This is a genomic window from Pedobacter glucosidilyticus DSM 23534 (assembly GCF_000425145.1).
Classification (GTDB): domain Bacteria; phylum Bacteroidota; class Bacteroidia; order Sphingobacteriales; family Sphingobacteriaceae; genus Pseudopedobacter; species Pseudopedobacter glucosidilyticus.
On record NZ_AULF01000006.1, the window covers coordinates 50,123 to 65,467 of the forward strand.

Below are 15,345 nucleotides of genomic sequence, written 5' to 3' on the forward strand. Positions count from 1 at the left end.
TTATTTTACTTTAGCTACTTTATTAAAGCCTATAAAATCGGTAAGAATTTGTAAAGCCTCTTGTTGCATAAAGTCAAATGCTTCTTCTTTTGCAGGTTTAGATTCGCCTTTCTTTAAAGCTGGCAACCCTCTGCTAACTCTTCTGGCGTTTTCTTGTGCAAAATTCTTTTGCTCTAAATCTTCACGTTGCTTTTTAAGTGCTTCTTCATTTAAAGGAACGGAGTTTTCTTTATCTCTTCTTTTAAATTCTTCAATATCTTCTAACAAAAACTTAAATTCCTGACTGGTTTTCATTCTTTGCTGATGCATTACTTTTAGCGAGCTAATATCTTTACTTAAATCTTTAATTTTCACATAATTGCTACTCTTAATCTCATCCCAAGGTAAAGCAGCAGGTTCTGCACTTTCACCATACTTATCAGCTGGAAAAATTGCAGGAAACTCGATATCTGGCGTTACACCTTTATGCTGAGTTGAACTACCACTAACTCGATAGAATTTACCCGTTGTGAGGTTAATTTGTCCACCTTTCTCGCCCAAATTAGGGTTCACCCTTCTCATATCAATAGCAGATTGTACAGTACCTTTACCATAAGTTGTATTTCCTATCACAATACCGCGACCATAATCTTGTATAGCACCAGCAAATATTTCTGATGCTGATGCGCTAAATCTATCTACCATAACAGCTAGCGGACCATCCCAAGCCACACTCGGGTTATCATCGCTATCTACTTCTATTTTATTTCTCAAATCTCTAACCTGTACTACCGGACCAGTTGTGATAAATAATCCCGTTAAATCTATAGCTTCTACCAAAGAGCCCCCTCCATTTGTTCTTAAATCTACTACCACAGCATCAACATTTTGTTGTTTTAAGGTATCTAAAAGCAATTTTACATCTCTTGTGGTTGATTTATAATTAGGATCTCCGGCTTGCATAGCTTTCCAATCTGCATAAAAAGCTGGAATTTCTATGATACCATATTTATAAGTTTTACCATCTCTGATAACCGTTTTTATTGATTTTTTTGCAGACTGGTCTTCCAATATAATTTTCTCACGAACCATTTCTACAATTTTTGGTTTGGCAGACATGTCTTGCTCTTTGGATAAGATTTTCAGCCTTACAACAGTACCCTTTTTACCTCTAATTAATGCAATGGCATTGTCCAATCTCCAACCAATCACATCTACAAACTCTTCATTCCCTTGGGCTACGCCAATAATTTTGTCATCAATTTTTAATTGCTTGCTTTTATCCGCAGGTCCTCCGGTAACAATACTTTTTATGGTAACAAATTCGTTTTCAGAGGTAAGAGTAGCTCCTATCCCTTCCAATGATCTAGACATATCAATATTAAAATTAGCAGCATTTGCTGGATTAAAATAGCTGGTATGTGGATCTATAGACTCGGTAAAAGCCGTCATAATTACCTGAAAAGCATCCTGATTATTAATTTTTGAAGATTGTGTAATTAAGTTTTCATAACGCTTTTTCAAGGATGATTTAATAGCTGTATCTGCTTTTTGAGTAAGTTTCAGATTCAAATAATCATACTTTACTTTTTTTGTCCAATTGGCGTCGCTTTCTGCGATATCTTTAAACCAAGGCAACTTTTCGCGACTAAAGATGTAGTCTTCTTTTTTAGTAAAATCAAAACTGTTGTTTAGATTTTTGATTGAGAAATTCATCCTTTCATTATATCTTTTCTGATATACATTAAACATGTAAAAGGGTGCTGTTAAGTCGCCAGCTTTTAAATCATCATCAAAAGTGGATTTAAACTGAGCGAACTCTGCAATATCAGCAGCTAAAAAATAATTACGATTAGGGTCTAAACTCTGTAAGTAGTTATCATAAATAACACCACCCAAAGAATCATTTAAGCTTAACTTTTTATAATTGAAACTGGTAACCAGCTCGGCAATTTCTTTAGTAATTAAAGCTTGTTGCTCATCAGGTTTTAGGTTATTAGAACCCGGAACATCTTTTATAATTCTAGGTGTTGCGGTACAAGCTATGGTAGCCGCTATTAAAATCCCTGAAAAAATTCTTCTTAACATATCTTTTATCTTTTCAAATCCCGTAAGAGAAGTATTCATTACAACGTATTTTTTTGCAAAATAATGCTTTAAAGCTAAACAAAAAACATAGAATACAAAGCTTACAATAAAAGGAAAAACCAAATACAAATACTATAATTTTTAGCTTAAAACTGGGTTAATATGCTATCTTGTACGATATTTGTTACTTATCAAAAAAATAAAAAATTGGCTATAACAGACCCTTTAGCAGAGCGGATGCGCCCAACATCATTAGACAATTATACCGGACAGCAACATTTGGTTGGCCAAGGAGCTGTTTTGCGTAAGGCTTTGGAGAATGGGAATATACCAAGTATGATATTTTGGGGCCCTCCAGGGGTGGGAAAAACTACCTTAGCTTATATTATTTCTAAAAGTTTAGATAGGCCTTTTTTCTCTTTAAGTGCTATTAATTCGGGCGTTAAAGATGTTAGAGATGTGATAGAAAAAGCTGCTCAATACAAAAAAGGAGGCATTGTACCGGTTTTGTTCATTGATGAGATTCATAGGTTTTCAAAATCTCAGCAAGATTCTTTGTTAGGGGCGGTAGAACGTGGCTTGGTTACTTTGGTGGGTGCTACAACAGAAAACCCTTCTTTTGAGGTGATATCAGCTTTACTATCCAGATGCCAGGTTTATATTCTTAAAAATTTAACTGAGGATGATTTGCTTCAGCTCTTAAAAAGGGCATTAGAAAACGACGAAATTTTAAAAACCAAACATGTTGATTTAAAAGAAACAGAAGCTTTATTTAGATTATCAGGAGGCGATGGAAGAAGACTACTTAACGTTTTTGAGTTAGTGATAAATGCGGCAGAAGATGATAAAATAAGTATCACCAATGAATTTGTATTAAAGCATGTACAACAAAACATGGCTTTATATGATAAAACTGGCGAACAACATTATGACATCATATCAGCCTTTATCAAGTCTATCCGCGGAAGCGACCCTAACGCAGCTGTTTATTGGCTTGCCCGTATGATTGAGGGTGGCGAAGACCCTTCTTTTATTGCCAGGAGGTTACTCATTCTAGCCTCAGAAGATATTGGTAATGCAAACCCTAATGCTTTATTATTGGCCAATAATTGTTTTCAAGCGGTAAATGTGATTGGTTGGCCCGAGTCTAGAATTATCCTCTCCCAAACGGTTACTTATTTGGCAAGTTCGGCCAAAAGCAATGCCTCTTATGAAGCTATTGGTAAAGCACAACAATTGGTTAAACAAACTGGAGATTTACCAGTACCCTTACACCTTAGAAATGCCCCAACTAAACTGATGAAAAACATTGGCTATGGCGAAGATTATAAATACGCCCATGCTTATGAAGGCAATTTTGCCGACCAAGAGTTTTTCCCCGAGCAGTTAAGTGGTACTACGCTTTATGACCCTCAGAACAATCCTGCTGAAATCAAGATTAAAGAGCGCTTAAAAAGCTTATGGAATAAACGCTACAAGTATTAAAATTATTGATAATTTTGCAACCGCAAAACGGATTGAATAGTGAAAAAGAAACTGAAAAGAAGTTATCGCGTTGCTAAATATGTTGTTTATAAACAAACCATTATAGACCCTATTGACCATTTCTGGACATTTATTGGTGCCTTTTTAGGTATTGCTACCATAGGTTTTTTCCATAGCCAAAGGTTTGATCATTTAGATAATGTTTTCTTGATAGGCTCATTTGGTGCCTCGGCTGTATTGGTTTTTGGAGCAGCCAATAGTCCTTTAGCACAGCCCAGAAATCTGGTAGGTGGGCATTTACTATCGGCTATTATAGGCGTAATTGTTTATAAATTTTTACCAGATCAAATCTGGATTTCAGCAGCTCTAGCTGTAGCCCTATCCATAGTAGCCATGCAAATAACGATAACCATGCACCCGCCTGGCGGAGCAACAGCCTTAATAGCTGTTATTGGTTCAGAAAAAATAAAAAACCTTGGCTTTAGCTATGTTATATCTCCGGTTTTAAGCGGTATCATCATTTTATTATTGATAGCTTTGGTGGTTAATAATATCCCAAAAGGAAGAAATTACCCCTATAAAGGATAATTTCAAGCTTTTTCTTCCCAAATAAGTGCCAAATGAATAATGGTTCTTACTGCCGCTTCCATATCTTGAACGCTAATCCATTCTTGTTTGCTATGGAAAGCATGCTCGCCAGCAAAAATATTTGGGCAAGGCAAACCCATAAAAGATAAACGAGAACCATCTGTTCCCCCTCTAATGCTTTGAGCTTTTGGTTTAATTCCTGCTCTCTCAATAGCTTCTAGCGCATAGTTGGTCACTTTTGGATATTGCGCAATAATATTTTTCATGTTGCGATATTGCTCTTTTACCGTAAAAGTCGCGTTAGCAGAAGGATAGTTTTCTAATACTTTTAAAGAGATTTTCTTCACCAATTCTTCATGGGTTAGCAACATAGTATCATCAAAATCTCGGATGATAAATTCTATCAAAGCTTCTTCAACTTCGCCTTTTATAGCTACGGGATGCACAAAACCTTGTTTACCGCTGGTGTGCTCTGGCGATAAATCTTTAGGCAATGCAGCTACTATTTCGGCAGCTATTTTAATGGCGCTTTCCATCTTATTTTTTGCAAAACCTGGATGTGCACTTACACCTTGAATATGAACTGTCATGCCATCAGCAGAGAAGGTTTCATCTTCAAAAGAACCCAAGGTTTCACCATCAATGGTATAACCAAAATCAGCTTTAAGCTTAGCTAAATTTACATAGTCTACTCCTCTACCAATTTCTTCATCGGGGGTAAATAAAACCTTAATTTCACCATGTTTAAGTTCAGGATGATTTACCAAAAAGTTAACTGCATCCATAATTTCAGCAAGACCGGCTTTATTATCCGCACCTAACAAAGTTTTTCCGCTTGCAGTGATGATATCATTCCCAATTTGTTGAGCTAAATCGGGGTGTTCTGTCACTTTTAAGACAACTGATGGGTCATCAGGTAAAATAATATCCTCACCTTGATAATTTTTATGAATAATAGGTTTTACATTTTCGCCTGAACAATCAGGAGAGGTATCCATGTGCGAGCAAAAAAATATAACCGGCACTTGCTTATGAGTATTCGCAGGGATACTGGCATATACATAGCCATTTTCATCCATTTCAGCATCCCGAAGGCCTATTTCTAATAATTCTCTAACTAATAAACTCCCTAAATTCTTTTGTTTTGCTGTAGATGGTACAGTTTGAGAATAAGGGTTAGACTGTGTATCTATTTGAGCATATCTCAAGAATCGCTCTACAACTTGATAGCGTATATCCATTTTAATGATTAATATTTTGATAAGCCAATTTTTTGCAATATTTTTAACCTGATTGCAGAAAGCCTTATATCTGGTTTAAATTGCATAAAAGTATGATTTAAGATTCAAAACAATACTTTGAAAAAGATATTAACAATCATTTTACTTCTAAGTTCATTTTCTGGCTTCTCTCAATCTAGTTTTTACAGGTTTGGGTTTGGTGTACAAGGTGGAGCTACTACGGCTTATACAGGTCTTAGCTATGAGGGTGCTCCTGTACAAAGCAATCCAAATGCTGAAAAAAGCTTAGGAACTAATAAATCTATATTTTACGGAGTTTCTGCTGATTATTATATTACCCCTTTTCTTTCTGCCGGATTAGAATACAATATGGTGGAACTTAAAGATGGTCCAGACCAATATAACAGGCAATTTGTTTCTAATTTCTCTAATATAGAAATAAGAGGAAATGTAGCTGCTGGGCAGTTTTTAGATAATAATTATGCTTTTAACCCCTTTATTTATGCTTTAAGAAATTTAAACCTTTCACTGGGTTTAGGTATTATAAGTGGTAAAAATAATGTTCTTCCTTATGATCCAACTTTAGATAAAAGAGCAGACGGAGGAGAAAATATTCAATTACCTTTTAGTAGACAACATCCTAATGATATAGGTAAAAGTAAATTTAGTACCGTTTTTAACATCCCAACAACTATAGGTTACAGATTAAACCTCTACAATGCTTACGATGAAGCATTTATTCAATTAGGTATCAATTATAAAATGGTTTTTACATTTTCTGATGATATTGATGGTTACAACGATAATCCTGCCGTTTTCCAAAATAATTCTAAAGACGTATACACAAGCTTAGGAATATCTATTAAATACCTTTTTGGTTCTAAAGGTATATTTTACAAATAATTTTCATGAATATTGAAAGCTTAAGAAATTATTGTCTTCACAAAAAAGGAGTAACAGAATCTTTTCCTTTTGGAGATGATACTTTGGTTTTTAAAATAGCAGATAAAATATTCTTATTAGCCGGTTTAACAGCTCCTATCAGTTTTAACGTGAAATGCGAACCTGAAAAGGCCATTCAACTAAGAGAATCTTTTACTGAAGTTGTACCCGGTTACCACATGAATAAAAAACACTGGAATACCGTTTATTATAACGGTAGCCTTTCTGATAAACAACTTACAGAAATGATAGACCATTCGTACGAATTGGTTTTGAAAAGTTTACCCAAAAAACAACAAGAAGAAATTTATAATCTTTAATTTATAGCATGTTGGATATACTAAATGAAACACCTGTAGCGACCATTATATTTATTTTCACAATTGTTACCAGTATTTATGCTTTTAATAACGATGCGCTTTATGGTAAGTTCATGCTTCATCCATATAGCGTTGCAAAAGGAAAGAATTTGTACCAACTTATTAGCAGTGGCTTTATTCATAAAGATTGGTCGCACCTGATATTTAACATGCTTTCTTATTATTTCTTCGCCTTTAACCTAGAAAAAATAATTGGGCATTGGCAATTTGGCTTGCTCTATATGGTGAGTTTAATTTTGAGCGATTTACCTACCGTACAAAGACATAAAGACCACTTTTGGTACAATAGCTTAGGTGCATCTGGGGCAGTTTGTGCAGTGGTTTTTAGTTTTATCGTTTTTGCTCCGCTTACCAAGATGATTATTTTCCCGCTGCCCATCCCAATACCTGCAGTTATTTACGGTTTCTTGTTTTTAATTTATACTTCTTATGCAGGTAGAAGATCTAATGACGGGATAAACCATGATGCCCATTTTTACGGCGCTATAACCGGAGTTTTAATTACCATTATTTTATACCCAAGAGCTATTGGGCATTTTATAAATAGCATCTCGGCTGGTTTAGCTTCTTAAGTGAGTAAATAATAACTTGCTGCGGCAGCGCTTAATTGCATGGTAAGATTATCTAAACCATGATTGCTAAAAGCTTCAACCAATGTGGCTACAAAAGCACAAACCATAGCATAAATAATTGCACTTTGTAGTTGATATCCATAAAAGCGGTATATCAAAAAACAAATAAGTGTGCTTACAATAAAAATAGCCAAAGAACCTTCATAAGTTCTGGTAGCTTTTATACCAAATAAAGTGGGTACTTGGTAAGGATGTTTGCCCCATCTAGAGCCTACAGGTTCGCCAATAGCATCGCCCCAGCCACCTACCAAGTAACCTATAAAAGCAAAACCCGGAAAAAATAAATTGCTTAAAACACCGCCAATAGCTGTAGCAAATAAAGGTATTATAATGAATCTATCGGCATAAGGTTCATCTTTCTCTCGGGCTAAAGCCTGATAGAAAAAACTTTTTTTACCCTTTAAAACGGCAAATATCACCCAAAGGAAAACAATAACACCCATTAAAACAGCTGCCGGCAAACCATATAAAACTTGTAAAACGGCTGCCGCAGTAAAAATGAGAAAATGGTATATTTTACGTGAATAGGCTGTTTTGATATTGAACTTAGCTTTAAGTATAGATACCAATAAAACAGCTAAAGCAACATAAGCTAATAGGTATAATCCTAAATGGTAGATTAAATCTAATGATGGGATGAATTTTTCTATATCTGGTACATTCATAAATAGGCTATACCATTAAAGATAGATATTATAGCTTATTATTTTGATAAATTAATGTCTTCTGCATTTATAAGCTCTTCATTTTCATTAAAAAGATAACTTACTGGCCTTTCGGAGTTTTTAATAATCTCGAGTAAAAGGAAATTCCAACGCTTCCAAAAATTCTCTAAAACCTGACCATAAGTTTTGTTGTTCCATAAATCAAAAACTGGTTTTGCTTGCATGCCTCTTAAAGGCATCGCTTCAATATGAAACTCGTCTTCTAAAGGCATAATATGGTATTCTGGCAACCTGTTAAATAGGTATGCCGAATAAAAAATCTTAGCACATAACTCTTCAAACTGAATGGGATGCAACTTGGCTCCCGCAATTTTCTCCCAAAGCTCTTCGTGATATTTTTTATTGGCGCCATTATCCTGCAAACAAAGGATGATGCCAAAATCTTGCATCCTTAAAGAAAAAGTAAGCGTATTTATTTCATCACGATAAGAAAACTCTTCTTCGGCATTATCTACTTCGCATATCCAGATACTCCAAGGTTTAAAACCATCTAGTTTAACTGGTTTAACAACTGCCTGCAACATGCTATGTAACATGCTAAACTTGTGTATAAGCCCTTGCGACATGTGAAACTGCTCTCCACTAGCATGCTGCTGCCTTACTGCAATTTGCAATTCTTTGAAAATAATACCGTATACGGTTTTAGCAACCCATAAAAATAGCTGTTGCTCGTCTAAAGCAGTAACTGCTTTATAGCCTTTTAAAAAAGCATTCTCAATAGTACTTTCTAATTTCTCAAAAGCATCTGCTGTTTTCACACTACACGGAATTTTAATATCAGCGTAGCTTACCATGCTTTCGTCTAAAAGCTTAAAAGGCCTTTCATCTAATCTGTACTTATTAATGAGCCAAGGTGCAAAAACATTTAAGGTTTCTTCTGTTGAGTTGAGTTTATCTCCGCTAAGGAAACAAACAGAAGGCTCAAATCGCATTCTTTGAAAAGGTTGGTACAATTGCTCTTGCATGCTTGCAAAAATACAAAGCACACCTTAATTAATACTTACCCATACTAATTATTACAAAAAGCTGTTTTTATTCATCATCTGTTCATACAGAATGGCTAAATTTGCAATAAATATTGTGGGTTTTGGAGGTACAGGAACAAAAATCAATTTACACATTACAATTTTCATTAGTTTGCCTAAGCTCTTTTCTCTTCTCGGCCAGCTTTAACATGCTTTTACCAGAATTACCTTCTTATTTAAGTAGCTTAGGTGGTGCAGAGTATAAAGGTTTAATCATCGCCCTATTTACCATAACGGCCGGAATTTCAAGACCTTTTAGTGGAAAACTAACAGACAAAATTGGTAGAATCCCTATTATGGCGGTGGGCTCTTTGGTTTGTTTCGTTTGTGGTTTTTTATATCCTATTTTAACCAGCGTTGCCGGATTTTTATTTCTAAGATTGATACATGGTTTCTCTACAGGTTTTAAGCCAACCGCAACAGCAGCTTATGTTGCAGATTTAGTTCCCTCAACCCGATGGGGAGAAGCTATGGGTATACATGGTTTAGCTTTTAGCACAGGTATGGCTATAGGCCCGGCTATTGGTAGTGCTATTACCCTATATTATTCTATTGATATTCTTTTTTACTGCTCTTCTCTATTTGCATTGCTTTCCATCGTGATTTTATTTAACATGAAAGAAACTTTAGCCACTAAAGAACCTTTCAAGTGGACTTTCATGACCATCAATAAATCAGAAATTATAAACAAACAAGCTATGCCTGTATTTTGGGTAACGCTTTTTAGTTATGTAAGCTATGGTGCTTTAATAACGCTTGTCCCCGATTGGAGTGGGCATATTGGAATCGAAAACAAAGGTTTGTTCTTTATGGTTTTTACCATTGCTTCTTTATTAATGAGGTTTATTGCAGGTAAAGTTTCTGATCAATATGGCCGAAAACCTGTATTGAGGGTTTCCATCATCTTACTTTGTATAGCTCTTACTTGGTTAGCTACCTGGCAAACAACTATGGGTTTCATTACAGGATCTATTATTTATGGCATGGCAACTGGCATGTTCTCGCCCGCTATTTCTGCATGGGCTATTGATTTAAGTGATGATGATAAACGCGGAAAATCTGTAGCCACCATGTATATTGCCTTAGAAGCGGGTATTGGCTTGGGTGCTTTTTTTGCTGGCTGGTTTTTTAGAGACATCATCACTAGAGTTCCTTTAGTATTTTATGGTGCTGCTTTTTGCAATTTCTTAGCCCTAATTTATTTATGGACTTACATGAAAAAAGAGCGTAAAGCAATCTAAAAGGCTTAATTTTCGTTATCAGTTTAGAATCCAAATCAGCAACAATAATTTAAGGCTTATATTTGTTCATTGGCAAATCAAAAAAAATCTTTAAGCAAAATATATACATGAAGAAAATAATATGTTTAATTGGCTTAGCGCTGAGTTTTTCTTTACTAAAAGCACAAACTAAAGTTCCTTATATCAGTACCGTAAATGCTACTAACCGATGGGTAGATTCTGTCTTTAAAAAGCTTAACAGAAATGAAAAAATTGGTCAGTTATTTATGGTAAGGGCGCATACCAATCTAGGGCAAGCTTATTCAGATTCTGTTGCTAAAGTTATAGCCAAACAACATTTGGGAGGTGTTGTTTTTTTTCAAGGTGGGCCAAAAAGGCAAGCCATATTAACCAACCAGTACCAAAGCTTATATAAAAAAGTGCCATTAATGATAGCACAAGATGCCGAGTGGGGTTTAGGAATGCGTTTAGATAGCACTTTATCTTACCCTTACCAAATGACATTAGGTGCCATCCAAAACAATAATTTAATATATCAGATGGGGCAAATGGTAGCTAAAGACCTAAAACGCTTGGGTGTACATATCAATTTTGCTCCGGTTATGGATGTTAATAATAATCCAAGAAATCCTGTCATCAACTACCGTTCTTTTGGCGAAAATAAATATAACGTTGCCGATAAAAGCATCGCCTATATGAAGGGTATGCAAGATGCTGGCTTATTTACAACCGCTAAACATTTCCCCGGTCATGGCGATACTGATGTTGATTCTCATTACGATTTACCACAACTTCCTTTTAATAGAGAAAGGTTAGACTCATTAGAAATATATCCATTTAAACAAGCTATTGCAGCAGGTTTAAACGGCGTAATGGTAGCGCACATGAGCATCCCTGCATTAGATAATACTAAAAATTTACCTTCAACACTTTCTAAACCCATTATTACCACTTTACTTAAAAACGATTTAAATTTTAAAGGATTGGTTTTTTCTGATGCCATGGACATGAAAGGCGTAGTTAAATTTTTCCCTAATGGCGAGGCTGATGTTAAAGCTATTCTAGCAGGTTTAGATGTGATAGAACTCTCTCAAAACTCAGAAAATGCTATTCATCTCATCCGTAAAGCTATTAGAAAACATCAGTTAACTTGGAATGAAATTGACCAAAAAGTGAAACGCATTTTGGCTGCTAAATATTGGATGAACTTACACCAGTACCAAGCTATAGATACTACAAAACTTATTGAAGATTTAAATAGAACAGAATCTAAAGTTTTGATACAAGAATTAACAGATGCTGCCGTAACTGTGCTAAAAGGCTCAGAAAACTTCCCTATCGCAACAGATTTTGTAAGGAAAATGGCTATCCTAAGTATTGGACCAAAAGACCCAACAACTTTTTCAGAAACCATTAAACGCTTTTTCCCTGATGCTACTTTATTTATCATCCCAAAAGATATCAGTTTAAAAGAATTAGAAACCGTTAAAACAGAAATAGCAAAATTTGGACAAGTTATAATGGCTATACATGATACCAGGTTACGCCCTGCTGGTACTTTAGATTATCAGAATAATTTAAAGCTATTTATTGCCGATATGACTAAATTTAAACCTATTACCGCAGTTTTTGCAAATCCATATACGCTAGCTGGTTTACCCGGTATCGAGCAATCTAAAGCTTTACTTGTAGGTTATCAAAATAGTAAAGAAATGCAATCATCTGCTGCAAGGGTAATTTTAGGAAAGTTAAATGCCAAAGGAAAATTGCCTGTAACCATAAATGCTTACTATAAATTTGGCGCTGGCGAGGTAAAATAAAATCCAAAGCAAACATTTTGGCTTGGTTTTAATTCTTCTATACAAATGAGCCCGGGAGAAAAAATCATAAGCAATTGGTACAAGCAAAAAAAATGGCAGCAATTTGTTTTCCAACAAGAAATGATGGATGCCTATTTAAAAGGCTATTCGGGTTTGTTAAATGCACCAACTGGTAGTGGTAAAACTTTTGCCTTGTTTCTACCATTTCTTGCAGATTATATCAATCAATATCCCAACGATTATCAAAGCAGAAAAAATAATGGTTTGTTAATGCTATGGATAACGCCATTAAGAGCCCTAACTAACGATATCCAAAAGGCCATGCAAACCGTTGTTGATGATTTAGGAATCCCTTGGAAAATTGGCACCCGCACTGGCGATACCAGCAGTGCCGATAAGCAAGCCATTAAAAGGAAACCACCAGAAGTTTTATTAACTACACCAGAGAGTTTGCACCTTATGCTGGCTCAAAAAGAGTATCCCAAAGCTTTTGAAAAATTAAGAGTAGTGGTAACCGATGAATGGCATGAACTCTTAGGCACAAAACGCGGTGTACAAATGGAGCTAGGTTTAAGTAGGTTGAAGGGATTAAGGTCTGAAGACCGAAGACCGAAGACCGGGGATAATACCAGTCTTCAAACTTTAAAAATTTGGGGTATAAGTGCTACCATCGGTAATCTTGAAGAAGCGGCACAAGTGCTTTTGGGTGTTAACTTCCCTAAAGAGCGGCAAAAAATGGTCAAAGCTGATATCGATAAAAATCTTGTTATCACTTCTATCATCCCACAAAATATAGAAAATTATAGTTGGAGCGGGCATATTGGTTTAAAGTTGCTACCAGAGGTAATGGATATTGTAGCACAAAGTAAAACAACGCTCATATTTACCAATACCAGAGCGCAATCAGAAATATGGTATCAAGCTATATTAGATAAATATCCAGAATATGCTGGCATTATGGCTATGCACCACGGCTCTTTAGATAACGATTTACGCAACTGGGTAGAACAAGCTTTACATGCCGAGATTTTAAAAGTAGTAGTATGCACTTCAAGTTTAGATTTAGGGGTAGATTTTAGACCTGTAGATACCATTATACAAATAGGTAGCCCGAAAGGAGTAGCCCGTTTTATGCAAAGGGCAGGCAGAAGTGGGCATCATCCTGGTGCAACTTCCAAGGCTTGGTTTGTACCTACACATTCTTTAGAATTACTGGAAGGTGCTGCCTTAAAATACGCTATCAAACAAAAAACTTTCGAGAGTAGAGACCCCATCATTTTAGCTTTTGATGTACTTATTCAATACTTGGTTACCCTAGCTGTTTCTGATGGCTTTAAAGCCAATGAAATCTATAAAGAAATAAAAAGCACTTTCGCTTACGCGGATATTTTGCCTCAGGAATTTGATGATTTACTAGATTTTATCAGCAAAGGAGGTAAAACACTCTCCCAGTACGATGAGTATTTAAAAGTAGAGTATGAAAACGGTTTATATAAAGTAAACAACCGTAGGATAGCCATGCGACATCGCTTAAGTATGGGAACTATTACCAGCGAAATAAGCATGCGGGTAAAATTCCAAAGTGGCGGTAGTTTAGGCACTGTTGAAGAAGGCTTTATTGCTAAACTTAAAATAGGTGATAATTTTTGGTTTGCAGGCAGAAACTTAGAATTGGTACGGGTAAAAGATATGACTGCTTATGTTAAAAAATCTACTAAAAAGAAGGGTGCTATCGCTACTTGGGCTGGCGGCAGAATGCCATTATCATCACAACTATCAGCAGTTTTTAGAGAAAAGCTTGATGAAGTAGCGATAGGAGTAGAAGAAGACGAAGAAATTATCGCTTTACGTCCTTTATTTAGCCAACAAAACACTGTATCACATTTACCTCAAAAAACCGAATTCCTGATAGAAAAATTAGAAACCCGAGATGGTCATCATTTATTCTTTTACCCTTTTGAAGGCCGACTGGTACATGAAGGAATGGCATCCTTAATAGGTTTTAGATTATCTAAATTTAAAAAAGCTAGTTTTTCTATAGCCATGAATGATTATGGTTTTGAGTTATTAACTGATGATGAAGTATTGCTAGAAAAAGCCTTAGAACAAAATCTATTTAGTGATAAAAACTTAATAGACGATATACAAAAAAGTTTAAATGCTAATGAAATGGCTCGTAGGAAATTTAGAGATATTGCACATATTTCGGGCCTAATTTTTACCGGTTTCCCGGGTAAACCCATGAAAAACAAACATTTGCAATCTTCAACATCCTTATTATTTGATGTTTTTAGCGAATATGAGAAAGATAACCTCTTAATTAGGCAGGCTTATAACGAAGCTTTAGCTTTCCAATTAGAAGAGTTTAGACTAAGAGAAGCTCTACAGCGAATACAAAAACAGAAAATTATTATTAAAACTACAAACAAACCCAGTCCATTCGCTTTCCCTATTATGGTAGATAGGCTACGAGAAAAAATGAGTACCGAGTCTTTAGAAGAACGAGTTGCTAAAATGGTAGAAAGGTTAAATTAACTTAATAAACCGTTATAATATCCAGTTTATAATGTTCACCAACTCTTTTCTTAGGCTTACTCGGGTGAAACACATTTGCAGTAAGAATACTGGCAGGAAAAATTGCTGCCACCGCACTAAAAGCAGTAATAGCCGGATTAACATCTAAACTTTCTGTTAAGAAAATAGCAGAACCTCCTAAAACAGTATAACTTAATAAAAATACACCTAAAGTGCTTCCAAAATTGCTTTTCTGTATAGCTATAATATCTTTAACATTTAAGGCTAAATTATCTTTGGCGTCTTTTTTTATTTTCAAGAAAACAGTTTCCTTACTGATAGAATCTATTAAACCTCTCAAACCAGCTTCCTCACCTTTAAACTTACTACCCAAATTTAGCTTATTTGCCGGGTAGCTTAACCTCACCATTTCGCCAGCTTTAATCACGGTAGTTTTATTGTTCTGGTGTGTAATCAGGATTTCATGTCTTTGCGAAAAAACTGTAGCAGAGCATATTAAGGCAAAAAGCGTTAAAAGAAGGCATTTTAAATTCATACAATAAAGGTAAATAGAATTTTAAACGTAACACAGGAAAATAAAAAATTGATTACTAGCAAAATACAATTTTAAATCTTACATTTGCGTCCCTTTACGCGTAAAGGGGTATTGCAAAAATTTAATGTA

Annotated in this window: 13 protein-coding genes; 8 read left to right on the plus strand and 5 right to left on the minus strand. The window is 35.2% G+C overall.

What is annotated here, in order from left to right; genetic code table 11:
* Entirely contained in the window at positions 1–2,106 is a 2,106-nt protein-coding gene (locus H510_RS0101650) for a carboxy terminal-processing peptidase (RefSeq protein ID WP_245584773.1), read from the minus strand.
* Positions 2,107–2,229: 123 nt separating this feature from the next.
* Here H510_RS0101650 and H510_RS0101655 point away from each other — a divergent pair, with 123 nt between their 5' ends.
* Positions 2,230–3,552: a replication-associated recombination protein A gene (locus tag H510_RS0101655; protein WP_051290999.1), complete on the plus strand. Its 1,323-nt coding sequence runs from the start codon at positions 2,230–2,232 to the stop codon at positions 3,550–3,552.
* Between the two features lie 39 nt (positions 3,553–3,591).
* Complete coding sequence (locus H510_RS18045; protein ID WP_051291000.1) at positions 3,592–4,140, plus strand: HPP family protein; 549 nt, start codon at positions 3,592–3,594, stop codon at positions 4,138–4,140.
* A gap of 2 nt (positions 4,141–4,142) precedes the next feature.
* On the opposite strand, the gene pepT is transcribed toward H510_RS18045, so the two are convergent.
* Positions 4,143–5,381 (minus strand): peptidase T, encoded by a 1,239-nt coding sequence (gene pepT, locus H510_RS0101665; protein WP_036691577.1) that lies wholly within the window; start codon positions 5,379–5,381, stop codon positions 4,143–4,145.
* A gap of 117 nt (positions 5,382–5,498) precedes the next feature.
* Here pepT and H510_RS0101670 point away from each other — a divergent pair, with 117 nt between their 5' ends.
* The 3 genes from H510_RS0101670 to H510_RS0101680 are packed head-to-tail and all read left to right on the plus strand — an operon-like array spanning position 5,499 to position 7,275.
* On the plus strand, positions 5,499–6,284 hold the full coding sequence (locus H510_RS0101670; protein ID WP_026902719.1) for a hypothetical protein: 786 nt from the start codon (positions 5,499–5,501) through the stop codon (positions 6,282–6,284).
* Positions 6,285–6,289: 5 nt separating this feature from the next.
* Positions 6,290–6,643, plus strand: a complete 354-nt coding sequence (locus H510_RS0101675; protein ID WP_026902720.1) for an MmcQ/YjbR family DNA-binding protein — start codon at positions 6,290–6,292, stop codon at positions 6,641–6,643.
* Between the two features lie 8 nt (positions 6,644–6,651).
* Entirely contained in the window at positions 6,652–7,275 is a 624-nt protein-coding gene (locus H510_RS0101680) for a rhomboid family intramembrane serine protease (protein WP_026902721.1), read from the plus strand.
* On the opposite strand, the gene H510_RS18050 is transcribed toward H510_RS0101680, so the two are convergent.
* Together H510_RS18050 and H510_RS0101690 are read right to left on the minus strand one after the other, a co-directional pair.
* Positions 7,272–8,000 (minus strand): diacylglycerol/polyprenol kinase family protein, encoded by a 729-nt coding sequence (locus H510_RS18050; protein ID WP_051291001.1) that lies wholly within the window; start codon positions 7,998–8,000, stop codon positions 7,272–7,274. The two genes, H510_RS0101680 and H510_RS18050, sit on opposite strands and share 4 nt — an antisense overlap.
* 38 nt (positions 8,001–8,038) lie before the next feature.
* Entirely contained in the window at positions 8,039–9,025 is a 987-nt protein-coding gene (locus H510_RS0101690) for a hypothetical protein (protein ID WP_026902722.1), read from the minus strand.
* A gap of 209 nt (positions 9,026–9,234) precedes the next feature.
* Between H510_RS0101690 and H510_RS18055 the strand changes: the two genes are divergently transcribed.
* The 3 genes from H510_RS18055 to H510_RS0101705 all read left to right on the plus strand — a co-directional run bounded on the left by H510_RS18055 (position 9,235) and on the right by H510_RS0101705 (position 14,681).
* Positions 9,235–10,326, plus strand: a complete 1,092-nt coding sequence (locus H510_RS18055; RefSeq protein ID WP_245584774.1) for an MFS transporter — start codon at positions 9,235–9,237, stop codon at positions 10,324–10,326.
* Between the two features lie 107 nt (positions 10,327–10,433).
* Positions 10,434–12,146, plus strand: a complete 1,713-nt coding sequence (locus tag H510_RS0101700; RefSeq protein ID WP_026902723.1) for a glycoside hydrolase family 3 protein — start codon at positions 10,434–10,436, stop codon at positions 12,144–12,146.
* 45 nt (positions 12,147–12,191) lie between these two features.
* Positions 12,192–14,681, plus strand: coding sequence for a ligase-associated DNA damage response DEXH box helicase (locus tag H510_RS0101705; RefSeq protein ID WP_026902724.1), 2,490 nt, complete (start codon positions 12,192–12,194; stop codon positions 14,679–14,681).
* A gap of 1 nt (position 14,682) precedes the next feature.
* Here the strand turns inward: H510_RS0101705 and H510_RS0101710 are convergent, their stop codons facing one another.
* Positions 14,683–15,216, minus strand: coding sequence for a hypothetical protein (locus tag H510_RS0101710; protein WP_026902725.1), 534 nt, complete (start codon positions 15,214–15,216; stop codon positions 14,683–14,685).
* Positions 15,217–15,345 lie beyond the last annotated feature (129 nt).